A 25,500-nucleotide genomic window follows, 5' to 3' on the forward strand; every position below is an offset into this window, starting at 1 on the left:
ACTTGCAACCTTGGGGCGACAGTCCGGCCTGACGGACGTGTTACCCCTTTTGCGTTTACTTTCAATTTTCGGATAAACTACAAGATTTGGACCATGGCAGATTCAGTTGCGAACAGGGTACCGGCACCGATCAGGGAGGAAGCTGCCTCCAAGCCGTTTACTCAAGCGGATGAGGTCACCCTTAGGGAATCCCTGAAACGCTGCTCGTCTGCCACGGTTGAGGCGGCGGTCCTGTATCGCCGCAGCCACGACACCGCTCAGTTGCCCACGATTGTCATCGGAGTGATTGAGCGCTTTGTTGAATCGGATCTGCGTCCGAAACTCCGCGAAGGCGATGATGAGCTCCGGCTGGTCGAGGATCTGGGGGTCGATTCTTTGACGATGATGGAGATCGTCATGCTGGTGGAGGAGACGATTCAGGTTCAGACGAACAATGACGAGCTTCGCGGCCTGCGCTCGGTCGGGGACGTGAAGACGTTCATCGACTGCAAGGTGAAGGGGCTTCCGATTCCGAAGCCGGCGAAGTTCATTCCGCTGGAGCAGATTGCGAGCGTGATGCCCGTGCAGCCGCCGTTTCTGTTTGTGAGTGAGGCGCAGGTCGGCGCGCATTCCGCGCAGGGCAAGTACAAGCTTACGGGCCAGGAGTTTTTCCTGCAGGGGCATTTCAAGAACAATCCAATCCTGCCGGCGTCGATCATGCTCGAGGCGCTGGGCCAGCTCGGCGTGCTGTTTCTCATCGAGGGCTCGGTGGGTGAGGAGGGCCGGACGGTCGATTCATCCAAGATTTTTTTCACGAGCTGCGAAGGGGTGCGCTGTCACCGCATGTGCCGTCCCGGGGATGTGCTGACGCTCTTTGTGAAGCCGAAGCGGTTGAAGGCGCCTTTTGCGACGTTTGAAGGATCGATACGCGTCGGACAGGAGAAGGCGGCGGTGGTCGAGGAGATGACGCTGACGTTTGCCTACGCCGAGGCGGCGGCATTGCCGGCCGCAGTTGCGGACGCCGCTCCCGCGCCAACAGTTTCAACGGTCAAGACAGCCTCCGAAACCGCCGCACCTCCGCTCGCCGCGGCTGTTCGCGCGTAGCAGCGCCGCCGGCCGCATGGTCGCGGTCAGATGGAGGCGAGCCGTTTTCCATTCTCATGCCCAAGGTCTTTGTCACTGGTCTCGGGTTCATCACCAGCATTGGGAATGACCGCGCCGAAGTCACCCGTTCGCTGAAGCTGCTGCAGCACGGCATGGTCGTGTATCCGCCATTCCAGCGGCCGGACCTGCCCGTCCGGGTGGCTGCTCCGGTGCGCGGCTTCAATCTGGAGTCGACAGATCCGGAAGACTGGACGTTTCCGCCGGGCTACCGGATCAAGCGCGAGGTGCTGCGCGGACTCGGACCGAATTCGCTCTATGCCTATTGCGCGATGCTCCAGGCGATAGCGGATGCGAAGCTGGTGGAGCCGGACGTTTCAAACGAACGGACCGGCCTGTACGCGGCATCCGCAGGCTCGCCCGGACTGCTCTACCGCCTGCTGACGCAGATGCATGCGCAGGGCGTGATGCGCTGTCCGCCACTGGGCATTGTGGCGGCGATCGCGGGCACGGTTCAGTTCAACCTGGTTGCGCATTTCAAGATCAAGGGGGCGTCGACGGGTTTTTCATCCGCGTGCGCGTCTTCGACGCACGCCATGGGATTCGCGTACGATGAGATCGCGCTCGGCAGGCAGTCGCGCATGTTTGTCGTGGGGGCGGAGGATGGAAACTACGAGACCATCGCGCCGTTCTCCGGCATGCGCGCGCTGTCGCTCAGCACCGATCCGGCCACCGCCTCCCGGCCATTCGATGTTTCGCGCGACGGCTTTGTCGGCACGGGCGGCGGTGTCGTGCTTGTACTGGAGAGTGAGCAGGAGGTGGCGCGTCGCGGTGTGACGCCCTACTGCGAGGTTGCGGGTTGGGGGCAGGCGTCGGATGGATACAATGTCGCCATTTCCCATCCGGAAGGCGACGGGCTGCGTCGCGCGATGGAGCTCGCGCTGGCGAGTTCCGGGCTGACCGCCGCGGATGTCGACTACGTGAACGCCCATGCCACGTCGACGCCGATCGGCGATGTGTCGGAGGTGAAGGCTCTGCGGGCTGTCTTTGGCGCGCGAGCGGCCCAGACGGCGGTCAGCAGCACCAAGGCGCTCACCGGCCACGGACTGTCGCTCGCGGGTGCGATGGAGAGCGCATTCTGCGCGCTTGCCATCAGGGACGGCTTCATGCCCGGATCCGCGCACATCACGCGCGTCGATCCCGAGTGCGAGGGTATCCATATTCTCCGTACAACGGTGGACGTTCAACCCCATGTCGTGCTGAACAACAGCAGCGGCTTTGGCGGTGCGAATGTCTGCGTGGTTCTGCGCAAGGCCTGAGGGCGGCAACCACCGTGGACACCCGGGCGCGAGGTACCTGCTCAAGGTTGTCGGAGCGATTTCCCACCGCTTTTGTCACCGGCGCGAGCGGCGGCATCGGCCTGGCCTGTGCGGATCGGCTGCTGAACGCCGGGGTCCGGGTCTGGGGAACGGCCCGTGATGCGTCCCGGCTGCGCGCCTTGGCGGGCAGGGAGGGATTCACCTCCGTTGAACTCGACCTCGCGGCGGGCGACACCGCAGAGAAGGCTTTTGCGGGCGCGGCGGACGCCGCCGGCGGAGCGTTCGATCTGCTGGTCAACAATGCGGGCTATGGTGTGTTTTCGCCCTTTGCCTCGGCGGATATCGCCGTCTGGACATCGCAGATCGAGGCGATGCTGTGCACCACGCTGAGACTTTCCCACCTTTTCCTCGGGCGCTTGCGGGAGGGGCGCGGCATGCGAGGCGGTATCGTGAATGTCTCGTCGATCGCGGCGGAATTTCCGATTCCCTGCATGAGCGGGTACAATGTGGCGAAGGCTGGGCTGACGGCGTTCAGCGAGAGTTTGATCTTTGAAATGCGCGGCACGGATGTCATCGTGATCGATTTTCGACCCGGCGACCACCGCACCGAGTTCAACACGTCCATGTCACCCACGGCCATACTGACCGCCCAGCCTGAACTCGCTTCGATCTGGCGTCGCCTGGAGCACAATCTCAACACGGCGCCGCATCCCGGGCGGGCCGCGCGCGATCTTGAGCGCGCGCTGTTGCGCGGGGTGAGCGGGACGGTTCGAAGCGGCACGTTTTTCCAGACCGTGATGGCGCCGTTTGCCGCCCGTTTCGCGCCCCTTGCGCTGAAGCGCGCGTTGATGGCTTGGTATTTTGGGGCGCGCTGACCCGTGGAGCAGGTTCGCATCCTCATCCTCACGTCCAGCACGGGCGGCGGCCACGATGCGCGGGCCGAGGCGATGGCCGAGTGGTGTTTCCAGCTCTATCGCCACGGCGTTGATGTGCGCATCGAGCAGATGCTGGAGAAATCGTCGGTCGTGAACCGCGGTGGCGTGAATCTCTACAACTGGATCCAGAGGCGCCTGCCGATCCTGCACGGGATCTATTACACGATCATCGAATTTCTGGCGATTCTCAACCGGAGCACGGTCTCGTTCGGCCGGGGCTACTACCGCCGGGTGCTGGAGGAGTACCGCCCCCACCTCATCTTCAGCGTGCATGACTGCCTGAACCGCGGGTACTTTCAACTTGCGCGGAAAATACTCGGCGCGAATCGCGTGCGGTGCGTCACGTACTGCGGCGAGTTTTCCGGAGGCTGGGGCTACTCGATCAACTGGATCGAGCCCTCCGCCGATCTTTACTATTCGCGCACACCGACCGCGCGCGACTACGCCGTGCGCAAGGGCATGCCGCCGGATAGATGCCGCGTGCGCGGGCATCTCATGCGGCCGCGTTCGCACATTGAGCTCGTGGCACCGGCGGATCGCGCCAGTTTCCGTGTGAAGCGTCTGGGACTGAAGCCGGACCTCTTCACGGTGTTTCTGGCGACGGGAGGCAATGGCGCGAACAATCACTTTGCCCTGCTGCCCGCGCTGCTGCTTTTTTCGCAAAAGGTCCAGGTCGTCGTCATCTGCGGGAAGGACAGGGAGACCTTCCATCAGGTGATGCACTGGCGGTCCACCCACCCGTCATTGAACCTGTATGTCGAGGGATATTCCGACCAGGTGCACCTGCTCATGCAGGCGAGCGATGCCATTGTCACGCGGGGAGGCACGACGACATGCGCGATGGCGCTGCACTTCAAGTGTCCGATCGTGTTCAACGCCTTCGGCGGCATCATGCCCCAGGAGAACCTCACCTGGAAATTCTTCCGCAATGGCGCGGGCTCGGAAAAGATCGAGTCCGGCGAGGAGTTTGTCCGCATCCTCCGCCGATGGATGTCCGACTCAGACTCCCATGCGCAGTATCGGAACAGGTTTGTGTCGCTACGGTATGAGGAGGATCCGACGCTCCTGATCGATGAGATTGTGGGCCTGGCCGCTTCGACCGCGGACATTGAACTGTCGCGCCAGCCGTTTCCTCCCGCGAACGGCGGCGGCCGGCGTGAAAGAACGTAAGGAAGGAGAACTGTTGTGAGTTCCCGTCCGCTCACGGTCGCCTACATTTTCACCACGTTTCCGAAGTCCACCGAGACGTTTCTGCAGCGCGAGATCATCGCCATGCAGGCACAGGGTGTGGAGCTTCGGATCCATTCGCTGTGGGGTGCAGGAGGGAGCTTCAACGGGATCGAGGTTCGACGCTTCCGCCTCGCGCGGCTGTTTGCGCTCGTCTGGATCATTCCCTGGACGACGCTCACCCGGTGGGACCTGATGTCGGAGCTGCTGCGCGGGCTTTTGACCAGGAGGGCACCCTCGTGGATCAATTTCTGGGAGAACATGCTCGGGGCGGGGTTTGCGGGTGTGATGGCGCGGGAATTCCGACGAAGCCCCCCGGACCTGATTCACGCCGCGTGGGCGGGCGGACCCGCGACGGCGGCATGGATTCTCTCCCGATTGACGGGACTGCGTTTCAGCGCGGCGGCGCATGCGTACGACATCTACGAGCATGGCGGCGACTGGTGGCTGAAGGAGAAGCTGCGTGACGCCGCGTTTGTGCACACCTCGACGGAGATGGCGCTCGCGACACTGGTGTCCCGGGGAGTCGACTCTGCGCGAATTCACGTGATCCGCCGCGGACTGCCCGCGTTTCCGAAACTGAAACCGCTGCGCGCGCCGCGCGATTCGCTGCGCATTGTCTGCATCGCCCGGCTTGTCGAGAAGAAGGGGATTGCGGGGCAGTTGGATATTTATTCCGCGCTGCGGGAGGCTGGAGTTTCCTTTGAGGCGAGGATACTTGGGGACGGGCCGCTGAGGGAATCGCTGATGCGCAGGTGCCGGGAATTGCGGTTGGAGGACCGGGTTTCCTTTCGAGGACACTGCGCGCCAGCGGGCGTGATGGAGGCGCTGGCGTGGGCGGATGTCCTGGTGCATACCGGCATCGTTTCCGCGAGTGGCGATCGCGACGGCCTCCCCAACGTCATACCGGAGGCGATGGCGGCGGGAGTGTTGGTCGTGACCTCACCCGCGGCCGCGACGACGGAGGCGATCACGGATCGGGAGACCGGGCTTGTTGCGAACGTCGGCGACACCCAGGCGTGGGTGAAGGCGTTGATCGAATTGAGGGACGATGACGCGCTGTGCCGGCGATTTCGCAGTGGTGCGCGTGCTTGGGTTGAACGTGAATTTGATGCCCACAAAAATGCGGCGCGACTCCGCCAGCTTTTTCTCAGTGTCCGCGAAAACTCGCGACTGGGTGCTTTGCGGGAGATTGAGTCGCAACGACGAGAGTCCTGAACGGTTTCATTTCGATGGTATATTTCGACATCACCAAGTCCGGAAGCGCGCGACACCGCTCGGGACTGACGCGCGTCAGTTCGCGGCTGCGCGAGGAATGGGCCGGAGGGATGAGTCCCGTGGCGTGGGGGCGCTGGGGTCGCGAGATGAAGCCGGAAGACTGGTATTTTACGCCGGAGGTTTTTTCGGCTGCGGATCGACCGGGATGGTCGGAGTGGCTGCGCACGGTGCGCTGCCGCCGCGCCGCGGTCTATCACGATGCGATACCGCTGAAGCTGCCGCACATCACCTGGCCGCACAGTGTCGCCCGGCACGCGCTGTACATGAAGGAACTCGCGCTGTTCGATCGCGTCTTCGCCGTGTCGGAGGCCAGCCGCAGGGAGCTGCTGGAATTCTGGAGATGGCAGGGCGTGAATCCTGCGGGCGAGGTGAGCGTGCTCGCGCTCGGGGCGGATGGCTTGCGGCAGGCGAGGCCGAGTGCGCGGATTGATCCACCGCCGCCGTCCCTGCTTGTCGTGGGGATCCTTGAGCCGAGAAAGAACCAGGTTTTCGCGCTTCAGGTTGCGGAGCGCCTGTGGAACGACGGCTTGCCGGTGGCCGTGCACCTGGTCGGCCGGGTCAATCCGCATTTCGGCGCGCCAATACGCGCGCGGATCAGGGCACTCGCGAAACAGTTTCCCGGACGGATCGCGTTTCACGAGGCCGCGGATGACACGATGCTCGCGAAACTCCACAGGCAGGCGCGTCTGACACTTTTCCCTACGCTTGCGGAAGGCTGCGGGCTTCCGGTGCTGGAGTCGCTCTGGTTCGGAGTGCCCTGCCTGTGCAGCGACCTGCCCGTGTTGCGGGAGAATGCCGATGGCGGAGGCTGCGTCAGTCTTCCGGTGGGCGAACTCGATGTTTGGGTGGAGGAGTCAAAGCGTCTCCTGACTGACGATGCAGCCTGGCTGCGGCTCGCCCATGAGGCGCTTGAGCGAACTCCGACAACGTGGGCGCAGACCGTCGGTGTGATCAGGAGTCGCTGCCGATAGCCGGGGCGGACTACAGGGCCTTGACCGCGCGGGCCATGGCCTCGCCGACCCGATCGAGCTGTTCGTCGGTGTGCATGGCGGAGATGGCGGTGCGGATGAGATCCTTGCCGGGAGGGACGGCCGGCGCGATCGACATGACCGTGAACACGCCCTGCTCCATCAGCGCGCTCCAGAAGCGGTAGGCGAGTTCGCGGGTGCCGAGCACGATGGGCACGGCGGGGGTGTCGGTCTCCCAGGTGTCGAGTCCCAGGCCCTTCAACATGGCCACGTAGCGCCGTGTGTTTTTCCACAGCCGGTCGAGGTGCTCGGGCTCGGACTGCATGAGCGCCAGGGCGGCCCGGGCGGCGGCGGCCTGCGACGGCGCGATGGCCGCCGAGAAGATGGTTTGTTTCGAATGCGTGCGCAGGTATTCAATCGCGTCGGTCGAGCCCGCGACAAAACCACCCGTGCTTGCGAGCGATTTTGAGAGACTGCCGGAGATCAGGTCGACCTTGTCATTGAGTCCGAAGTGGTCGACGGTGCCGCGACCCTGGCGCCCGAGGACACCGAAGCCATGGGCGTCGTCAAGGACGGTGAAGCAGTCGTACTCCTCGGCGAGCGCGAGCAGTTCCGGCAGCCGCGCGACGTGGCCTTCCATGGAGTAGACCCCCTCGATGACGAGCATCTTTGGAACCTCGGGATTCGCGCCGGCCAGCACCTCGCGAAGATCATCGGGGTTGTTGTGCGAGAAGCGCTCGACGGAGGCGTGCGACAGCCGGATGCCGTCCCAAAGGCAGGAGTGGAGATTCTTGTCGGCGAGGATGAGGTCGCCCTTCTGCGCGAATGCCGTGACGCTCGTCATCACCGAGAGGTAGCCCGCGGAGTGGACGTGGCAGGATTCGCGTCCGAGAAATGCGGCCAGGTCCCTTTCGAGTTCGAGGTGGAACCCCCGGGATCCGTTGGAAGGGCGCGCGCCCGTCGTGCTTGTTCCCCATTTCAGAATGGCCTGCCGCGACGCCTCGATGACCTTCGGATGGAAGGAGAAGCCGAGATAGTCGTTGCTGGACAGCATGATCATCTCGCGACCGTCGAGGGTGACGCTGGTGCCTGTCTGCGCCTCCATCGAGTGGTAGTAGGGCGCGTATTTCAGGCGCATCCTTGTGGCGTAGTCCTCGCGGCAGCGTTCGATCCACGCCTTTTTGTTCTTGGTAAACAGGGAAAACGCCATGTCGGAGTGGAGACGGTAGGTGGGTGGGGGGGCTTAGCAAACCGTTTCAACCACACACGCGCTGAGGGCGCAAACCATGGCAGCCCAAGGCAACGCCTTGGGTGATGGGGGGAAGGGGGAGATTTCAGCCTTGAAGGGGCGGCATAAAATCGTGCTCGTTCAGCCCTGCAGGGGCGATCCATCTTGGGCGGCTCGGCGCGGCAGCGTTTGCATCCAGGTGAGCAAGTCGGTTGCGTAGGTGTCCCAGGATCTCAATGTGCGACCCCGTGCGGCGACACTCAGGTGATGGTGGTGCTCCGGGTTTGTAAGAAGCGTGCAGATCGCGGAGGCCAGTGAGGATGAATCGACGGATGCGAGCGAAAGACAGCCGCCGTCGCGTGAAGACTCGCCCAGCGCTCCTTGCGACGAACAAATGCAGGGTTTGCCGTAACTCAGGCTCTCAAGCACCGGCAGGCCGAAGCCCTCCATGAGGGAAGGATAGACGGTGAACGCGCATTCGTGATAGGCGGCGCACAGCGCCTTTTCGTCAACCGCGCCGTCGTAGCGAAGCGGCCGCCCGCTGCCCTGGAGCGACTGCACGCGCTGCAGCGCGAGTTTTCCCGTGTCCGGATGGGCCATGCCGATGAGACGGAGTTCGAAGCAATGACCCTGTTTCCACAGGGACTCACAGGCGTCGAGCAGCGCGATGTGGTTCTTTCTTCCCTCGAGAGTCCCCACGCAAAGCACCACGGGCGCGGAGGTCGTGCGCGCGAGAACAGGATCATCCCCGGGCTCGTCTATCCCGAGGGGGATGGTCGATACTTCGGGTGCATCCGTGATTCCCATCCAGCGCCACCAATCCACGAGCGCATTGCGGGAGTCCTGCGACACCGCTGCGATGCCGTCGAACATCAGGAGCTCCCGCAGATACGCGGGGAACCTGGCCACGGTGCGGGTTGGAGTGAGCTCCGGGAGCTTCAGCGCTATGGCATCGTGGAACAACGCGACGCGTGGTCCCGATATTCGTGAACACAGTCCGGGAAACCTGTCTGCGGTTTCACGCGAAAAGATTTCCGGAGCAACCAGGGATGAACCCGAAAGCGGCGTCTGGGCGGGAATTCCAGTCCATCGTTCGAGGGTGCCCCGGAGTCTGCTTCCGATCGGCCATCGTGCTGCCCGATGGTGGTGAGTATCGTCCGCGAGCAGGTTTTCCGACTCGAACGGCACGAGGCGTCGCCACGCCCTGCGGTAGGGATCCCAGGTTATTCCGCGCACCTCGTGTCCCGCGCGGCGCGCCAGGGCCACATGCAATGAACGCGAGACGCGTTGCACGCCGGTTTTTGCGCGGGTGTGACTCGTGTGGGTGAGATCGACGAGGATCATTTTGAAGCCGGCGGCAGGCGGGTCACGACAGCGACGCGTGGTGCATCGCGATGGCTTCGAGTCGCCGCCGGTAGCGGGCGCCAATCACAGCCGGTGAGAGTGCGGACTCGATTCGTTTGCGGCCTGCGCTGCCGATTCTCGTTCGAAGTTCCGCGTCGCGGTGGACGCGCCGCATCTGTTCCGCTGCGTGATCGATGTCCGGCTCGGCCCAGACCTGCCCTTTGGAGTAGGGTCCGTGATTGCGATCGAGCGTGACGAGGGACGCCCTCACGGGGAGACCGGATTCGGCGTCGAGGAACTCGGTTGTCGCGGACCAGCCGGTGGCGATGACGGGTTTGCCGAGATACATGCATTCGGCGAGTGCGAGCCCGAAGCCCTCCGAACGGTGCAGGCTGACGAAGCAGTCGCACGCCGCCTCGAGGGCATAGAGTTCGTCACGCGGAAGCGTGTCGGTGATCACCACCGTGCCTAGAAGATCCGCGATGGATGCGCGGAGGATTGCGAGGTCGCTTTCATTGCCCGCGACATTGTGCACCTTGAGCACCAGGCGGCACCCCTCCTGCTGGAGCCCGCTGCGGCGAAAGGCGTCGATCACGGCGCGGGGATTTTTTCTTTCCGCGTAACTGTTGAGGTCGAAGAGGAAGAGGAAAAGAAAATGATCCACCGGCAGGCCGAGGCCTTGACGAAGCTGGGGCGTGGAGGCGGCTGGGCGGCGGAATTCGATGGCGTGTGGCATCGCCAGAACCGGGACCGGCGATTTTGAGGCAATGGATGCGCGCACAAATTCGCTCGGGCACCAGATCTCGTCAAAGCAATCAAAGGCGCGCATCCAGGCATCTGGAAATTCCGGGAGCTCCCATGCCCAGTAGCCGATGTTGTAGTGCTCGGACCGAAATTTCTTCCCGTGGTGGTGCTCGAGATCGAGCGATGCGGGCGGATCCACGTGAACGATGTTCACGGGGTGCACCGGTTCGCTGACGAGCCGCGGGGCGCAGGTCATGTCCCCGCGCCGGTTCTTGCAATGGAGCCGGAGATCGATCAGCGCGGCCGGCAGGGCGACGGCGTCGGCGGCGCGGACCATGCAGCGGGCGCTCTCGCCGATGCCGAGATCGGCGGTGAGAAAACCGACGATATTGACGCCGAGATTGAGATGTTTGCGCAGAAACTCCGGAGCAAGCGGAGACTGGCGGTTGGCGAAATCCAGGATGGTTTCTCCTCCGCTTGTCTCGACTTTTGAAATTCGCAACCGCCGGTTTCTGCCCTGTGCTCGAAAGCGCTGCAGAAAGGAAAAACCGGTGACGCGCCCCAGCCAGGCGAGGGCGTTGGTCCATGCGACGCCTGTCAGACGGAGGCGAATTTCGATGGACCCAGAGGCGGGTGCGGGAGCGGTTTGCACCGTGACCTCCCACGGCCCGGCACCTTGGGGCGGGGCAGCAACGCGATGGATCCTGTCGGAGCCCGTGACGCGAATCTCGAGTCCCGGCATGCCGGGTTTTCGCGCGTTGCCTTCGGGATGGCTCTGAAACGCTCCGTGAATCCTCAAGCTGAGCGGCTGATCCAGGGGAGGCAGGCGAAGGATGCCAACTTCACGGATCCATGCAGAGTCGGTTGCGAGGGAGTCGAGGAAAAGGCCCTCACAGGAGCACCATCGGCGGGCGTGTGATTTTTGGAGTGATGGACGTGAGGAAGACAAGAAAGGGGTGAATAGCGTGGAGTCACCGGGAGGCAAAAACTTTTCCGACCTGCGGGCTTGCCAGCACTGTGCCCGGACATTTGCCTTCGATGGCCTTGTCCGGCTTCTGTTCCCGTCTCTATCCGAGGGTGGGCAAGGGATGCTGGTGTTCTTATGGATTCCACAGTTTCCCCTTCCCCTCATCCCGCAGCCGCGCCTACTGCGCGAGTTTGGCGAATATTGAGAATCCTTGGACTGGTGGTGTTGATTTGCCTGCTTTGGTGTCAGCACTATCGGATGTGGACGGTGGAGGCGTGGCGCGTGGCTCTCGACTATTCGGGCGACAGCCTCGAGATACTCACGCGCATCAAGGCCGCGTCGGAAGGGGATACGTGGCCGATGCTTCCGCAGGTCATCCATCGACTGGGTGCGCCCTGGGGCGCGCATTGGAATGGTTATCCGACGCCGGACAAGTTTCTCATTCTGGCGCTGGGTGGACTGACCCGGCTGGTTGGCCTCGAAATGGCTGCGAATCTTGCGATGCTGCTGGCGACGGTCAGTTCGGGGCTGGCCTTCTATTTTGTCGCCCGACGACTTGGCGCGCGATTCGAGTGGGCAATGATGGGAGCGGTCCTGTTTGCGTACACGTATTCGGTCTTCGATCGAGGGCTGGCGCACCTGCTGCTGCTGTTCACCTGGACCGTGCCGCTGGGATTGCTGGCCTGCTGGTTGATCGGGCGGCGTGCGCCGATGCGATGGCGGAGTCCGGCGGCGTGGGGTTGCCTGGCGATCGCTGCATCGCTGGGTGCAAGCAATCCATACAACCTGTTTTTCTGGGGGCAGTTGCTGATCCTCTCGATGATCGCCCAGTATTTTCGCGGTCGACAGCGGGTGAACCTGCAGGTGGGCGCGGCGTGCGTTGCAGTGGCTGGGCTGGGCTTTTTCGTCGTTAACGCGGAATTCTGGCTGTACACGAAATCCGGTGCCGTGCCGCTGCTCGTGCGCAATTATGCGGGCACCGAGGTTTATGCGCTCAAGATGGTGGAGATGTTTGTTCCACCCACATCACACAACTGGGACTGGATGGCATTTTTTGGGTTCCGCTATGGTCGCTGGACGAACTGGCGGGGGGAGGTGTTCCTTCCCTATCTCGGCATGGTGGGCATGGTGGGCTTTGTCTGGCTTTGGGTTGACGCGGCGCGCCAGCTTTTGAGAGGCCGGTCCCCATCCGGGTGGTCCATTCAGGTTGGCTGGATGCTTGCCTACGCGACGATGGGAGGCATCACCAACCTTGTTGCGCTCTATCTGGGCTTCAACCTCTTCCGGGCGACGAATCGCATTTCGGTGTTCATTTCATGCATCGTGCTCCTGTTTGTGGTTCACAAACTGACGGGCCTCACAAGCAAGGTGCGCCCCGTCTGGAGCTGTGTCCTGGCGGCGATACTCACGGGAATCGGGGCAATGGATCAGATTCCGAAGGCCTACTCTGCGCAGCGGCGCGCTCAAGTGGCCAAGGCGATTCAGGCTGACTCCGATTTCGGGCGAAGGCTCGAGAAATCCCTGCATCCCGGCACGCTCGTGTTCCAGCTTCCGGTCATGGGATTTCCCGAAGTCAATCCCCCGCACGTCATGTCGGACTATGAGCATTTCCGACCCTATCTGCACACGTCGACACTGCATTTCACCTACGGCGGGGTGAAGCTTCGTGCGCGCACGCGGTGGCAGCATGACCTTGAGAAACTGCCTCCGGCGGAACTGGTCAAGCGGCTGGAAAGCCATGGATTTGGAGCTCTCTACATCAACCGTCGTGGCTTCAAGGATGGAGGTGCGAGTGTGCTTGGCACCCTGAGGGACAGGGGATATTCAAATGTCATTGAGGGAGAGGATGGCCAGGTGGCCGTTGTCTTGGGGAAGGTTGACCAGACACATCCACCGCTTGGCGATGCCCTGACTCCGGGGGAGGGATGGTATTCCCACCTCGAGTCATCCACAGGAATAGATGTACTCTGGGCTCATGGGCCCTCCGTATTGATGTACTTCAATCCGATCGATCGTCCGCTGCCGGTGAATCTGGAACTCACCCTGGTGGGAATGGGAAATCGAACCGTTGAACTTTCCTATCGCGGCGAGCTCCTGACGGAAATGAACATTGGCGATTCGCCCGTCGCGCTTCCGCCGATCGCCGTCGATCTTCAGCCGGGGATCAATCGGTTTGACCTCAGTTCGCCTGAGCCTTCCGTGAGGCTGATCCGGGCGCACAATGGTCTGCGATCGGTCGGTCTCATCAAGGCGAAGGTGACGCCACGCATCTCTTCGGCCAGGAGTTCGCAATCAACGCCAGGATTTCTGAATGGATCCCGTGACTCTTCCATCGCAAAGACCGATCAGCAGAATTGAATCGGGCCACTGTTCTCTCGTCTGGAATGGGAGTCAAAGGCCGTTGCATGACTTGATGAGCGGAGCGAAGATTGTTCGCGCCGGGCGCGGTTGCAGTCGCTGGAATTGATTGTTTCATGGAACCTGACGAGTACCTCAAACTCGCCGACCTCGACGATGAGATCTGGTATTTCCGCGCCGCTCACGCGCATGTGCGCCGGGAGCTGCTTGAACATTTGCCGGCTTCCAAAACCGCGGAAATCCTTGATGCCGGATGCGGTGCGGGCGGATTGCTGAAACGCCTCGGATCATTGTCGCCCCATTGGTCCTGGTCAGGCGTCGATTTCATGCCGCAGGCCTGTGAGCTCGCCCGGCAGCGGTGTCCTGGCCGTGACATTCGCGAGGCGTCAATACTGGAACTGCCGTTTGCTGACCGCAGTTTTGATGCGGTGACATGCATTGACCTGTTCTGCCAGCTTGCCCACCCGGTCGAATCGGACCGGGCCATATCCGAGGTTGCGCGCGTGCTCAGGCCGGGAGGATTGCTGATCCTGAACGCGCCGGCCTACAAATGGATGTGGTCGTATCATGATGATGCCTGCCAGTCCCGGCATCGCTATTCACGCAGGGAGTTCACGCAGCAGATCGTGAAGTCAGGCTTTCATCTGAACCGGCTGACCCACTGGAATGCGCTGCCGTTCCCCTTGATATTTCTGAAGCGCAAGCTGTTTCCCGGCTCTCCGGGATCGAGTGATCTTGAAGCACGGTCCGCGGTTGTTGAGGCGATGATGCGTGGAGTCATGGGTGTTGAACGTGCTTGGATTGGAGTGGGTGGCAGGTTCACGTGGGGAACTTCTTTGTTTGCAAGTGCGACGAGCGCGCGATCGCCGTTGTAGGATTGTCGCATGATTTTCCACCCGACAGCTTTCGCACTCCTGCTGCACGTGTATTTTGGGGGTGCAGGCCTGGCTTGGCTGATTGCGCCCCGGGCATGGAAGCGATGCTGGCCGCTGTTTGCGGGCGTTGCTGGAGTCGCTCTGCAATATTCGCCTGTTGCAATCCGAAGCCGGGCGCGGGCGCTGGTTGATTGCGAGCTTGAGGTTTCGGTGAACGGAAAAAGGCGCCGCCGTGCGAAGATCGGGACGGACCTTGCATGGGTGAAAACTCCATCCATAACAGTGGCCCCTGGCACCACGATTGTGAAAATGAAGTCCAGCCCGCCTCCCCAGCCTGCGAACGCCACCGACCACCGATTGCTCGGCTTTGCCGCCTATCGCATTGATCTGGACGTGAAGCCCGACCCCGATCCCGTCGACAATTGACCTCCCGACACGTGTCCTCGCCGCGTTCAACCCTGCAATCGTGCTTCCGCGGACGCCATGTCCTCATCACTGGCGGGCTCGGTTTCATCGGGTCAAATCTGGCGCGCCGGCTGGTGCGCTATGGGGCCAAGGTGACGCTGGTCGACTCGCTGATTCCCGAGTACGGTGGAAACCTGTTCAACATTGCGGGCCTATCGGGCCGGGTTCACGTCAATATCTCGGATGTGCGCGACCGGCATTCGCTTCCCGTCTTTGTGCGCGATCAGCACTACCTGTTCAACCTGGCGGGGCAGACGAGCCACATGGATTCGATGACCGATCCGGAAACGGATCTCGAGATCAACGCCCGGGCGCAGTTGTCGATCCTCGAGGCCTGCCGCCGGCACAACCCGCATATCCGGGTCGTGTTTGCGAGCACGCGCCAGCTTTACGGGCGCCCGGATGTACTGCCGGTCAGCGAGTCGCATCCGCTTCGACCCGTGGACGTGAACGGCATCAACAAGCTGGCTGGGGAGCACTACCACCTGCTTTATCACCGCAACCACGGCATACGAAGCACCATCCTGCGGCTGACAAACACGATCGGCCCGCGCATGAGGATCAAGGATGCACGCCAGACGTTTGTCGGTGTCTGGATCCGTGCCGTGCTCGAGGGCAGGCCGTTCGAGGTGTGGGGAGGAGAGCAGCTCCGGGACTTCACCTACGTCGACGACTGCGTGGACGCGCTGCTCCTGGCCGCAGCCAGCGAGGCGGCGGAGGGCGGGGTGTTCAATCTTGGAGGTCCGCCGCCTGTCTCACTCCATGCGCTTGCGGAACTCCTCGTCGCCTGCAATGGAGGCGGCGAGTTTCGCGTGAAGAGCTTCCCTCCGGATCGGAAGAAAATAGACATCGGGGACTTTTATGCGGACTGGAGCCTGATCCGTGCAAAGCTTGGATGGAGGCCCCGGACCGGCCTCAAGCGGGCGCTGCTTCAGACGCTCGCCTTCTACCGGAAGGAGCTTGCCCACTATGTCTGACACAAGCGGCGCGACCACCCCGGCGCTCAGCCTTGTCATCCCGTTGTACAACAGCGCGGAGACGCTGCGGGCGCTGGTGAAGGCCATTGAGTCGCTGGAGGTGAAGGGAGGCCATGAACTGGTCCTGGTGAATGACGGAAGCAGCGATGCGACCGCCGGAATCTGCCGCGACCTTGCATCCAATGCTCAAATACCGATCACCTATGTCGAGCATTCGCGAAACTATGGGGAGCACAATGCCGTGCTCACCGGGTGGAGACACTCACGCGGTGAGTACGTGGTCAATCTCGATGACGACGGGCAGAACCCGCCGGACGAGGCGGTGCGGCTTTTCCTTCATGCGCGGGAGCATCAGTTGGACGTCGTCTACGGATACTATGAGGTGAAGCAGCATTCGGCATGGAGAAATGCCGGAAGCTGGATGACCAACCGCATGACCGATCTGGCGCTGGACAAGCCCGGCGGCTTCTATCTCTCCAGTTTCCGCTGCGTGACGGCATTTGTGGCGCGGCAGGCGGCGGCGAACTCGGGTCCGTTTCCCTACATCGACGGGCTGCTGCTCCAGGTGACGCAGCGGATCGGCTCCCTGCTGGTGCGGCACGACGAACGCCAGGCGGGCAGCAGCGGCTACACATTTCGCAGGCTGGTGCGCCTCTGGCTCAGCACGTTCATCAATTTTTCGGTGATTCCCCTCAGGATCGCGACGGTGCTGGGTGTCATCATGGCCCTGTGCGGATTTGTCGCCATCGGCGTGGTGACGTACTGGTGGCTGCACGACAGGGGGCCCCAGTTCGGCTGGGGAACGCTCATGGCGGCGCTGCTGACATTTTCCGGCGTGCAGCTCATCATTCTTGGACTCTTCGGGGAATATATCGGACGCATGTTCATAACGATAAACCAGCGGCCGCAGGCGGTGATACGCGCCATTGTGCGCAGTTCGATCAAGTAGCCTGCTGGATTTGTGATCGATGCCGAGTGACCAGCCGCACGGACGCACGCTTCCGGGCGGGGTGGTCTATGCGGTGACGGCGTCCAGGGAGCAGCCGTCGGCTTCGGCCAGGGGAGTCTCGCAGTTTGGCCGCGCGATGACGCCGGGGTAGGGCTCGGGGTGAAATTCCCTGGCGAGGCTGGCGAGCAGGTGGCGGTCGCAGACTTCGAAGAGTTCCGCCTCCGTCTGCGTGCGGCGCATGTCGTGCAGGAACGCGCCGCCGGGATCGACGCTCTGACCGACAAAGTTGAGGTACTTCTTCATCTTGTTGACGTGGGCGCGCTCGGGCACGTCCGGGTCACCGGTGGCGCGATAGAGCCTGTCGATGTAGGTGCGCACCTCGCCGAGCGTGATGGTCCGGGGCTCGCGCCCGGAAAAGCGTTCGCGGCACTGCTGGAAGATCCATGGATTGCGTATGGCGTGCCGGCCGATCATGACCCCGTGCGCGCGGGTGGTTTCAAGAATCCGGACGGCTGCCGAGGCTGAGGAGACATTGCCATTCGCCAGCACGGGGCAGCCGGCCCGTGACACCGCATGCGCGATCCAGTCGTAGTGCACCTCGCTCCGGTACATTTCCCTGACGGTGCGCCCGTGGACTGTCAGGAGGTCAACGCCGTGGCTGTTCACCGAATCCAGAATGCGGTCGAAATTCCGGGTATCCTCAAAACCGATGCGCATCTTGACGGTGAAGAGCCCGGGAATCGCGGCGCGCAGCACGCCCAGGATGGCGTCGACGTGCTCCGGGTCGCGCAGCAGGCCGCCGCCGACGTTCTTCTTGTAGACCTTCGGGGCGGGGCAGCCGAGATTGAGATCCACGCCCGCGATGGGATGATGCAGCAGCTCCCGGGCGGAACGCTCGAGGTGGTGAAGGTCCTCTCCGATCAACTGTGCGAACACCGGGCGCCCCGTGGTGTTTTCGTCAATCGATCGAAGAATGTGTTTCTCCAGCCGGGACTGCGCGTGAACACGAAAAAACTCCGTGAAGAAGTAGTCGGGCGCACCGATGTCGGCGACGACCCGCATGAAAGCGAGGTCGGTCACGTCCTGCATGGGCGCGAGCGCCGTGAGCGGCTGGCCGGCGAGGTGCGGCTGCGGCAGCGCGGCCGGGATTGTTCGGTTGACGTTGGGCGCAGTCATCGTGGCGGGTCGGACAGGACTGCCGGTGGAGTCCGAAGAGGTGCTCACGCGCCGGGCTTGTCGTCCTCGTCACCCGTTTCACCATTGCCGGATTCCTGCTCAGAGGCCTGCTGCCTGAGAACGCGCTCGAGGATTTCGCTCATGTCCTCCACGGACTCGAACACCTTGCGCGCGACCGTGATCGGGCGCTTTTGCTGCAGGGCGAGAACGATGGAATCGCTGGGGCGGGCGTCGAGCTCGATGATCTTTTTGCCCAGTTCATTCTCCATGCGAAGAAGCATGCGGGCAAAGTAGGTGCCCTCGTTGAAGTCGTTGACAACCACATGCTCGAGGCGGGCGCCGAGCCCCATCAGCATGTGGCCGATGAGGTCATGCGTGAGGGGGCGGTCCTTCTTCACTCCATTCAACGTCATCTGAATGGCATGCCCCACGAAGTGGTCGACATAGATGATGAAGCTCTTTTCGTCGTTGCCGAGGAAAATGGCGCAGCCATTGGCGGCGGGCATCAAGCCCTTTACGGTGACGGGAACGACATCATGTGACATGGGTTGACAATGAGCACACCCGTCCGCAGGCGCAAGCGGAAGGGATTCGCAGTTTGCGGCAGGCTGGGATTGAACAACGGGGGGATTGTGCTGACGCGCAATTTCCGGACAATCAACCCGGCGGACTGAAACCGAACAGCGAAATATTCCATTCTTTCGCCTGTTGGATCACCTGCGCCTTGTCGAGCATGATGACATGATCGACTTCCAATGCCGCCGCATGGATGGCCGCACCGCGCATGGTTTCGAGCGTTCGAAGACCGAATACCGGCACGTCGAAACGGAAATCCTGGCGCGCCTTGACTGTTTTGACGTAGAGAGCCTTGTCGGTCTTGAGTTCTCCGGCGCGGCGGATCATGGCGTCGGTGCCCTCAAAGGCTTCCACGGCGAGGACGGTGCCCTTGCGGACCACGCACCCCTGGCCGATGTCGAGTCTGGCGCATTCGCGTGCGATGTGGATGCCGTGATCGAGGTATTCCTGCTCGATCGGGAATCGCCTGCCGGTCATGCAGCCCGCCGTCGCCAGGTGGCTTTCGATGAAACAGCGGGCGTCGAGCATGGTCACACCCATGTCTTCGATTTCCTGTGCGATCGCTCCAAAGATGGTTTCAGCGTTGCGGCGTTTGAGTCCAAGGAGGATGCGTGTCGCCTTGAGGTCCGGATGCAGCCCCTTGAACAGGCGTCGCGGCGTGATCTGGCCGGCCATCAAGGCGTAGCCCGCGCCGAAGTCCTCGATCGCCCGCAGCATCTTTCCAAGCTGGCCCACCAGGATCCTGCGACGATCCGCTTCGACGAAGGAGGCGTAAAGCTCTGGCGGCGTTTCCTCCTCGAAGGCGATCAACCGAAGCGGCACGCCGGTCCGGCGGATTGAATCCGCGACCAAGAGGGGGTAGCGTCCCTGTCCTGCAATGAGGGCAACGGGTTTCCTGGCGTCGAACGACGCGGGCAGGTAGGGAGACACCGGCAGCGTGGGCATGGGCATTGAGCGAACCCGAGACGTTGAACTACGGCAAGCGTGGGAGATGGAAGCAACGGGTGGGGAGTGAAAAGTGAAAACGAAGGTGGGGGAAAACGCGAAGGCGCCAAGGTGCGGAGGGGACGCGAGGGAGTGGGAGGGGGAAAGAGCGGCTAGGCCAGAGGGCGAGGTCCGGGAGCCGTGACTCGGGAGATGGCGGCTTCAGGGGTTCGTTTCGACGGTGCCCGTGCACTTCAGGACGAAATCAACGATGGGTTGGGGGTCATCCAGGCTGTGGGGGTGATGGTCCACGCCGTGCTTGAGAATGACGCGGATGGAGCCGCCAAGCTGTCGATAGCGTTGTTCAAGGATGGCGGTGTTTTCTTCGAAGGGGACCGTCCTGTCGGCATCGCCGCAAACGCTCAAGATGGGGATCTTCGCTGCGGCGATGGGTGCGAGGTTGTCGATCGGGTTGAGCGGATACGCGATGGCTTCGGCGTCGCTGGCGAAGCCGTACACTTTCTTCAGACGCTCCCATTCGACAGGATTTCCCGGATACCTGCCCTGTCCGAGGGGCCAGCTCTTGAAGTCGCAGACCGGCGCATCCAGGTAGAGGCCCGCAACCCATTCCGGGTGGCGGGCCGCCCAATTCAAGGCGTAGAGTCCGCCCCGGCTCAGGCCGATGAGCACGGGTTTGGCCGCGATGCCGCGCTCCTTCGTCATGCTGGCATGGAAAGCATCCATCAGGACCATCGCGGGAGGACCGCCGAACATGTCGGAGACTTCCATGTACCCGAGGTGAAAGCCGCGCTTGAGCAGGGCGATGTCAGCCTGCGGGAAGTGTCCGAAGAACTCCGTCCGCCAGATCCAGGGTCTGCCCGGGGCGGCTGTCTTTGGCAGCACCAGGCGGCACGGTCTGCCGGCGACGATGAACTCCTCCTGCGCAAAACCGTTCCATTCACTGGTGGTCACCGGGGTCTCATCACCCGCAGCCAACCCGGACTTCGCGGCTGGAATGACAAGGAGCAGTATTCCAAAACAGAGGCGGTTGAGCATGAAGATGACGTCTGGGCAAATGCCGGCCAGGAGCGGGTCGCGGGGGCGGCGTTGGATCGGCCGGGTGGCCTCAGGTCTGGGAGCCGTAGTATTTCTTGTAACTCCGGTAGTACCGGTAGTTCGTGTAGTACTCGATCCGCCGCGGTGAGAGCCCGTTCAGCACGATGCCGAGAATCTCATTCTTGCCTTCGCGAAGGGCATTGAAGTACAGCCGGATGTGTTTCCGGTAGGCGCGGTTGAAACGGCAGACATAGACGATTTCATCGGAACGGCTCGCGATCAGCATGGAGTCGGTGACTGCGCCGAGGGGTGGTGAATCCATGACCAGGAGATCAAATTTAGTCTTCAGGCTCTCCAGCAATTTTCCGAAGACCGGATTGTCGAGGAGCTCAGTGGGTGTTTTCGATCGCCCGCCGGAGCAAAGCAGCCACAGGTTTTCGCCGACCTTCACTATGCCGAGATGGGTGTTGGCCATCGGATCGCCCTCGAGGGATGCGCCGTTCTGAAACCAGGAGATCAGGCCGCTCTCATTTGATTGCTTGAAATGCCGGTGCAGCATCGGGCGCCTCAGATCACAGTCGATCAGCAGCGTTGCCTTGGCGTGGCGCGCGAAACTTCCGGCGAGGTTGCAGGCGACCAGTGTCTTGCCTTCGCCCGGGATGGTGGACGTGATCAGGAGGCTCTTGGGGAAGTCGAGTTTCGAGTGGATCTTGACCGAGCTATAGATGCTGAGGAATGCCTCCGTGCCTGGCGACTGGTTGTTATCCGTCACCATGGAGTACTTTTCCGAGTCCTTGATCGAGGAGAGTTCCGGAATGATGCCCAGCAGATTGACCCCTATGAAGGTTTCGACGTCCCATGCGCTCTTGATGCGATCGTCGACCATGCTCAGGCTGAAGGCCACGCCGAGAAAAACGAGCACGAAGAGCCCGGCGCTGTTGCGCAGGATGCGGTCGAGATTTGGTGCGAAAGGCTTGTCAGGCGGTGTTGCGCGATCGAGCGGGCGCACGGGAAACTTCTGCAGATTGCTGCTCGTCGTGACGCCGGTCAGACGGTTGAGAACCTGGGTGTAGTTGTTTGTGGCGACGTCTGCCTGCTTCTTGAGCGTGTCGTAATCGACGGAAATGTCCCGCAGGCGAAGCTGCGCCTGCTCCTGCTCGCGAAACTCCCCCTCGAAGGTCTTTTCCTGGGAGCGGATGCGCTCGAGGGTGCTTTCGAGATCCTTCACCGCCAGGTCGACGGCGCGGTCGAGCTGCTGCTGCGAGATCGCGATGGCGTGCGCGAGCTTGATCATTGTTGGATGCTTTTCCAGGTAGCGCTCCTCGTAGACCGACCGGTCGCGGATGAGGGAGTTCAACTGGCTGCGAATCGTCGGAATGGAGCCGTGATTGGCGATGAAGGATATCTCCAGGAGGCTGCGGCCTTCCTTGCGGAACGCCTCCACCTGTGCGTAGAGCTGCTCGTTTGCCAGGCGCTCCTCGCGGATGCGCACGAGAGCCTCGTTAACGCGGCGGAGGCGCTCGGCGACGATGTTCACGCTGTTGTCGAGGGAGACGAGATTCTTCTCCCTCATGTAGGTGAGGAGCTTGACCTGCGCCTCCTCCGAGCTCTGGCGCAGCTTTTCAGCGGCGCTCTTGAGCGACTCGACGGCGTAGTCATTGCTTCCTCCGACGCGGTCAAGCAGATCCTGCATGAACTCGTCGACGTAACGGTTGGCGATCAACGCCGCCGCATTCGGATCGCGGTGGGCGACGGCAACGCTCATCAGGTAGCTGTTGCGGATGGCAGTCGCTGTCAGCGTGCCCAGCGCGGTCTCGGGGCTTGGCGGCGGCTTGCCTGCGGGGACATCCTGAAGGTAGGGCTTCTGCACCATCGCGAGTTCATCGGGTGTGAGTGATGCCAGGACCCTGTTGCGAATGCGGGCGCTTTGCAGCGTGAGGAGGTAGGTGTTGACGTCGATTTCACTGGTGACCGTTGGATCGACCACCTGCTGTTCGAGAACGACGCGTTCGGGTTTCTCGAACTGCATCGTGGCCATCGCTGAATACATGGGCGTCTTGCGCGCCTGGTAGTAGCCGAAACCCAGAGCCACGAGCAGCGCGAGGGGGAGGGAGATCCACAGGCGTTCGCGGAGAATGATGTAGTAGTCGCGCAGCGTTCGCCGTTCGACGAGAAACTCATCACGGCCGTAGCCCTTCTGGGAGCCCGGGCCATAGGATTTTTGAGGGGTATCCGCCATGGCTCGAAATCAGATGATTCTTTCGGGTACGTTGACGATGTCGCCGGGAAGCAGGGGAAGCGCGTTCTTCTTAACATCCGCATTGTCGCGACCCTTGATGAGACTTTCGACGTCGATTGTGTATGTGGACCGTTTTCCATCGGCGGAAACCCGGGTCACGGTGATTTCAGAGCCCTTCGCCGTGTCGGTCAGCCCGCCGGCCTTGGTCACGAGATCAAGAACCGTCATGGTTGCCTCGATCGGCAGGGAATAGCGTCCGGGTGTGCGCACCTGTCCGTGAATGGAAACCTCTCGCGGGGCGTATTCCTCGACATTGATCGTGACCTGCGGATTGCGCAGGTAGCGGCCCTTGATGTAGGCCTCCTCCACTGCCTTCTGGGCCTCGCCGATGGTGAGTCCCATGACCTTCACTTCGCCCGCCAGGGGAAGGTTCACGCAGCCAAGGGAATCCACGCGGGCGATGATGGAGAGGTCGTCCTCCTGATAGACGCCGATTCTGAGGCGATCCGTCAGTGCAATCGTGTAGGTGAGCGGCACGGTTCCCGTCGTTGCCGGAAGGCGCTGTGCGGAAAGATTCGAGGAGCCCGCTGTGCCCATCACAAGGAGCAGCCACAGGCCGGCGCGGAGGAGGGAATGGAGAATGGACTGCGGCGTTTGCATGCTGCGATTGGATCAGAAACGACAATTGAGCCCAAGGATGACGGAATCGCGATCGTAGTCAGCTATTGCGACGTTTGACGAGTTTTCTAGATGAGTTGCCGTGAGGGACAGGCTGATCCTGTCGTTCAGGGTGTATTTGCCGCCTGCGCCGATGCTCGCATACTCGTCTCTTCTTCCCGCGCCGCGGGTGCCGAGGAAGTCATTGATTCCATAGGTGAAGCTTCCAAAGACGTTCAGCCGCGGATTGACGTTTGTCCTGACCTCCAGGGATCCAATAAACGAATCGTTGCTGATGTCGGTCGAGGTGGTGGAGAAATCCTTTGAGATCTGCCCGGTCATGTTCAGGCGACGGGTGAGAGTCCAGGTAACCGCGATGCCGGCGTTGAGACCGGAGAAGTCTTCATTGCGCACGGGACCCCGGGTGTCGCGAAACTGATAGCCGACGCGGACGATTCCATTGAGTTTCGGCGCGATCCGGCCGGTGATTCCCAGCGTGAATGCGTGATCGTAGGAGGAGGTGTCCAGCTGGCTGTCGGTCAGGCGCAGGCGATATCCGGCAAACAGGTCATGCTTGGAATCGCGGGCGTAGAGCAGGTCGGCGGCCGCGGTGTAGGTGGCCAGGTCGACGAGCAGGGCGTTGTTCGTGAAGTCCTGGAAGTTGTAACCGAGTGAACCGGCTATGGAATAGCGCCGGATCACGGGATAACGCACCTTCACGGCTGCGTCCGTGTTCCAGGATTCGGCGCGGATGTTGGCTGCAACATCGGCCCGGCTCTCCTTTGAAATGCCGAGTTGAGCCGATCCGGTGGTCCGACCGGATTTTTTCAACAGCTCGACGGATGCGCGAGGGTTGACATAGTTTTCGTCGCTGTAGTTGAAAAAAGTGCCGACCTCGGCCCCGACCGAGGCGTTGATGCCGATGATGCCGGCGCGGCGTTCGTATTCGGCTCTGGCGGCCGCGGTGAAGATGGCGTCGGATCTGGCATCCGCGCTTGCGAAGATATTGGAGTCCCAGCCGACCGCAGTGTTGAGCACGAGGTAGATCTCCTCCCTGCCGTCGTTCCAGCGCAGCAACGCCATCACCGTGGGGGCGGTCAGGCCTAAAAGGAAGAGCGCGCCCAGTACTGAACGCATGCGACGCAGGGACTTCATGTCAGCACGGCGCGGGGATCATGTCGTTGTTCCGGGCGGTGGCTGTGGAATTTCGGACGGGCTGACGTATGTCGGAATTTCCGGAAGCGGGGGTATTCCGGGGATCGGGTTTAACCCGCCCTCACCCGGAGGCTCCGTTGTTTCGAATACGGAGATGCCCGGCCGCGTGCGCAGGCTGGCGCCGGGGGTTCCCTCTTCCGTGTCGAAATACACCGTGTGCCTGGCCATGCAGGCAAATGCCGCCCGGTCTTCCAGGTCGCGCCGCAGCTCCTCGGGAATGGGTTCGATCACGATGCGGAGCGGATCGCCCAGCCGCCCCTGTCGAATGATGGCGCGCTGATTGGGCTGAAGCACCTGCCCGCTCGCGTCGTCCGTGCCCAGGCGCGCGGTGACATCCCCTTCGAGCAGGGAGACGGTTGTCCCTGCAACGCTGGTCTGAATCACGACGCGCTTGCCGCGAATCGAGAGAGTGGCGTGAGGTGTCGTGACCTCGAGAACGCTCCCCGGAAGCATCCTCCCGGTGCAGAGTCCGACGGTTCCGTTGCGCAGCGTGAGGAACATGCGCGAGACGGAAGGCTCGAGATCGAGGTCGGCGCGGTTGGGTTGAAAAGGCTGCTGCGTGAATCGATCGACCTGCAGGGTTGTGTCGGAATCGAGGAACACGCCGACTCCATTGGAAAAGACGATCGTATTGGTGGCTCCGGGCTTGGTCTGGATGATCGTGTCGTCGGCGTCGTAAACCGCCTTCTTCACCATCTCCAGCACGCGCGCGCGCGAATCGATTTCGACCGAGCCTGCCAATTCGGCGACATAGAGTTTGCCTGCGGGAGCCGATGACCGCGTTTCTGCGCGGCTGGTGAAGCTGCCGATCGAGAAAAGGCACGCCGTCGCGAGCACGGTGGTCACGAGGGTCCAGCGTGATGGGCAGGACACGATCATGCGTGAATTAGGCTCAGGCAACTGAAGGGCATCAACCAGCAAAGAGTACGGGCTTTTACGCAAC

General features: G+C 62.1%; 22 protein-coding genes. 11 read left to right on the forward strand and 11 right to left on the reverse strand.

Annotated features, from left to right (window positions below; translation table 11 throughout):
• Positions 1-93: 93 nt before the first annotated feature.
• From HS122_14905 to HS122_14930, 6 genes are all read left to right on the forward strand, one after another.
• Positions 94-1,083, forward strand: a complete 990-nt coding sequence (locus tag HS122_14905) for a FabA-like domain protein (protein ID MBE7539686.1) — start codon at positions 94-96, stop codon at positions 1,081-1,083.
• 56 nt (positions 1,084-1,139) lie between these two features.
• A complete protein-coding gene (locus tag HS122_14910) occupies positions 1,140-2,399 on the forward strand; it encodes a beta-ketoacyl-[acyl-carrier-protein] synthase family protein (GenBank protein ID MBE7539687.1) in 1,260 nt (419 codons plus the stop codon).
• A 47-nt stretch (positions 2,400-2,446) separates the two neighbouring features.
• Positions 2,447-3,274 carry an SDR family NAD(P)-dependent oxidoreductase gene (locus tag HS122_14915; GenBank protein ID MBE7539688.1) on the forward strand — a complete coding sequence of 276 codons (828 nt, stop codon included), beginning with the start codon at positions 2,447-2,449 and terminating at the stop codon, positions 3,272-3,274.
• Between the two features lie 3 nt (positions 3,275-3,277).
• Positions 3,278-4,504 (forward strand): glycosyltransferase, encoded by a 1,227-nt coding sequence (locus HS122_14920; GenBank protein MBE7539689.1) that lies wholly within the window; start codon positions 3,278-3,280, stop codon positions 4,502-4,504.
• A gap of 102 nt (positions 4,505-4,606) precedes the next feature.
• Positions 4,607-5,779 carry a glycosyltransferase family 4 protein gene (locus HS122_14925; protein ID MBE7539690.1) on the forward strand — a complete coding sequence of 391 codons (1,173 nt, stop codon included), beginning with the start codon at positions 4,607-4,609 and terminating at the stop codon, positions 5,777-5,779.
• A gap of 14 nt (positions 5,780-5,793) precedes the next feature.
• On the forward strand, positions 5,794-6,810 hold the full coding sequence (locus tag HS122_14930) for a glycosyltransferase (protein MBE7539691.1): 1,017 nt from the start codon (positions 5,794-5,796) through the stop codon (positions 6,808-6,810).
• A gap of 10 nt (positions 6,811-6,820) precedes the next feature.
• Here HS122_14930 and HS122_14935 read toward each other — a convergent pair whose 3' ends face one another.
• From HS122_14935 to HS122_14945, 3 genes are all read right to left on the reverse strand, one after another.
• Positions 6,821-8,017, reverse strand: coding sequence for an aminotransferase class I/II-fold pyridoxal phosphate-dependent enzyme (locus tag HS122_14935; protein ID MBE7539692.1), 1,197 nt, complete (start codon positions 8,015-8,017; stop codon positions 6,821-6,823).
• A 159-nt stretch (positions 8,018-8,176) separates the two neighbouring features.
• On the reverse strand, positions 8,177-9,379 hold the full coding sequence (locus tag HS122_14940) for a glycosyltransferase family 4 protein (protein ID MBE7539693.1): 1,203 nt from the start codon (positions 9,377-9,379) through the stop codon (positions 8,177-8,179).
• Between the two features lie 22 nt (positions 9,380-9,401).
• Complete coding sequence (locus HS122_14945; GenBank protein MBE7539694.1) at positions 9,402-11,072, reverse strand: glycosyltransferase family 4 protein; 1,671 nt, start codon at positions 11,070-11,072, stop codon at positions 9,402-9,404.
• Positions 11,073-11,291: 219 nt separating this feature from the next.
• On the opposite strand from HS122_14945, the gene HS122_14950 reads away from it, so the two are divergent.
• The 5 genes from HS122_14950 (at position 11,292) to HS122_14970 (ending at position 16,714) form a co-directional block, all read left to right on the forward strand.
• Positions 11,292-13,448: a hypothetical protein gene (locus tag HS122_14950; protein ID MBE7539695.1), complete on the forward strand. Its 2,157-nt coding sequence runs from the start codon at positions 11,292-11,294 to the stop codon at positions 13,446-13,448.
• 116 nt (positions 13,449-13,564) lie between these two features.
• The gene (locus HS122_14955) at positions 13,565-14,323 is read left to right on the forward strand and encodes a class I SAM-dependent methyltransferase (GenBank protein MBE7539696.1); all 759 of its coding nucleotides are present in this window, start codon (positions 13,565-13,567) and stop codon (positions 14,321-14,323) included.
• A 9-nt stretch (positions 14,324-14,332) separates the two neighbouring features.
• Complete coding sequence (locus HS122_14960) at positions 14,333-14,749, forward strand: hypothetical protein (GenBank protein MBE7539697.1); 417 nt, start codon at positions 14,333-14,335, stop codon at positions 14,747-14,749.
• Positions 14,750-14,781: 32 nt separating this feature from the next.
• Positions 14,782-15,765 (forward strand): NAD-dependent epimerase/dehydratase family protein, encoded by a 984-nt coding sequence (locus HS122_14965; GenBank protein ID MBE7539698.1) that lies wholly within the window; start codon positions 14,782-14,784, stop codon positions 15,763-15,765.
• Positions 15,758-16,714: a glycosyltransferase gene (locus HS122_14970; GenBank protein MBE7539699.1), complete on the forward strand. Its 957-nt coding sequence runs from the start codon at positions 15,758-15,760 to the stop codon at positions 16,712-16,714. The genes HS122_14965 and HS122_14970 overlap by 8 nt, the downstream gene beginning before the upstream one ends.
• A 66-nt stretch (positions 16,715-16,780) precedes the next feature.
• On the opposite strand, the gene HS122_14975 is transcribed toward HS122_14970, so the two are convergent.
• From HS122_14975 to HS122_15010, 8 genes are all read right to left on the reverse strand, one after another.
• Complete coding sequence (locus HS122_14975) at positions 16,781-17,803, reverse strand: tRNA-dihydrouridine synthase family protein (GenBank protein ID MBE7539700.1); 1,023 nt, start codon at positions 17,801-17,803, stop codon at positions 16,781-16,783.
• Between the two features lie 131 nt (positions 17,804-17,934).
• On the reverse strand, positions 17,935-18,435 hold the full coding sequence (locus HS122_14980; GenBank protein ID MBE7539701.1) for a bifunctional nuclease family protein: 501 nt from the start codon (positions 18,433-18,435) through the stop codon (positions 17,935-17,937).
• A gap of 112 nt (positions 18,436-18,547) precedes the next feature.
• Positions 18,548-19,411: an LpxI family protein gene (locus HS122_14985; protein ID MBE7539702.1), complete on the reverse strand. Its 864-nt coding sequence runs from the start codon at positions 19,409-19,411 to the stop codon at positions 18,548-18,550.
• Positions 19,412-19,612: 201 nt separating this feature from the next.
• Entirely contained in the window at positions 19,613-20,446 is an 834-nt protein-coding gene (locus HS122_14990) for an alpha/beta hydrolase (protein MBE7539703.1), read from the reverse strand.
• Between the two features lie 70 nt (positions 20,447-20,516).
• On the reverse strand, positions 20,517-22,685 hold the full coding sequence (locus HS122_14995; protein MBE7539704.1) for a polysaccharide biosynthesis tyrosine autokinase: 2,169 nt from the start codon (positions 22,683-22,685) through the stop codon (positions 20,517-20,519).
• 9 nt (positions 22,686-22,694) lie between these two features.
• Positions 22,695-23,345, reverse strand: coding sequence for a polysaccharide biosynthesis/export family protein (locus HS122_15000; protein MBE7539705.1), 651 nt, complete (start codon positions 23,343-23,345; stop codon positions 22,695-22,697).
• 12 nt (positions 23,346-23,357) lie between these two features.
• A complete protein-coding gene (locus tag HS122_15005) occupies positions 23,358-24,497 on the reverse strand; it encodes an outer membrane beta-barrel protein (protein ID MBE7539706.1) in 1,140 nt (379 codons plus the stop codon).
• An 18-nt stretch (positions 24,498-24,515) separates the two neighbouring features.
• The gene (locus HS122_15010; protein MBE7539707.1) at positions 24,516-25,430 is read right to left on the reverse strand and encodes a FecR domain-containing protein; all 915 of its coding nucleotides are present in this window, start codon (positions 25,428-25,430) and stop codon (positions 24,516-24,518) included.
• Between the last annotated feature and the right edge of the window lie 70 nt (positions 25,431-25,500).

The sequence above is a fragment of the Opitutaceae bacterium genome, from assembly GCA_015075305.1.
In the GTDB taxonomy this organism is placed as follows: Bacteria; Verrucomicrobiota; Verrucomicrobiia; order Opitutales; family Opitutaceae; genus UBA6669.

Coding starts and splice junctions, on each gene's coding strand:
- HS122_14905 (MBE7539686.1), top strand. CDS start 94: ATGGCAGATTCAGTTGCGAACAGGGTACCGGCACCGATCAGGGAGGAA.
- HS122_14910 (MBE7539687.1), top strand. CDS start 1,140: ATGCCCAAGGTCTTTGTCACTGGTCTCGGGTTCATCACCAGCATTGGG.
- HS122_14925 (MBE7539690.1), top strand. CDS start 4,607: ATGCAGGCACAGGGTGTGGAGCTTCGGATCCATTCGCTGTGGGGTGCA.
- HS122_14930 (MBE7539691.1), top strand. CDS start 5,794: ATGGTATATTTCGACATCACCAAGTCCGGAAGCGCGCGACACCGCTCG.
- HS122_14935 (MBE7539692.1), bottom strand. CDS start 8,017: ATGGCGTTTTCCCTGTTTACCAAGAACAAAAAGGCGTGGATCGAACGC.
- HS122_14940 (MBE7539693.1), bottom strand. CDS start 9,379: ATGATCCTCGTCGATCTCACCCACACGAGTCACACCCGCGCAAAAACC.
- HS122_14955 (MBE7539696.1), top strand. CDS start 13,565: ATGGAACCTGACGAGTACCTCAAACTCGCCGACCTCGACGATGAGATC.
- HS122_14960 (MBE7539697.1), top strand. CDS start 14,333: ATGATTTTCCACCCGACAGCTTTCGCACTCCTGCTGCACGTGTATTTT.
- HS122_14970 (MBE7539699.1), top strand. CDS start 15,758: ATGTCTGACACAAGCGGCGCGACCACCCCGGCGCTCAGCCTTGTCATC.
- HS122_14975 (MBE7539700.1), bottom strand. CDS start 17,803: ATGCAGGACGTGACCGACCTCGCTTTCATGCGGGTCGTCGCCGACATC.
- HS122_14980 (MBE7539701.1), bottom strand. CDS start 18,435: ATGTCACATGATGTCGTTCCCGTCACCGTAAAGGGCTTGATGCCCGCC.
- HS122_14985 (MBE7539702.1), bottom strand. CDS start 19,411: ATGCCCACGCTGCCGGTGTCTCCCTACCTGCCCGCGTCGTTCGACGCC.
- HS122_14990 (MBE7539703.1), bottom strand. CDS start 20,446: ATGCTCAACCGCCTCTGTTTTGGAATACTGCTCCTTGTCATTCCAGCC.
- HS122_14995 (MBE7539704.1), bottom strand. CDS start 22,685: ATGGCGGATACCCCTCAAAAATCCTATGGCCCGGGCTCCCAGAAGGGC.
- HS122_15000 (MBE7539705.1), bottom strand. CDS start 23,345: ATGCAAACGCCGCAGTCCATTCTCCATTCCCTCCTCCGCGCCGGCCTG.
- HS122_15005 (MBE7539706.1), bottom strand. CDS start 24,497: ATGAAGTCCCTGCGTCGCATGCGTTCAGTACTGGGCGCGCTCTTCCTT.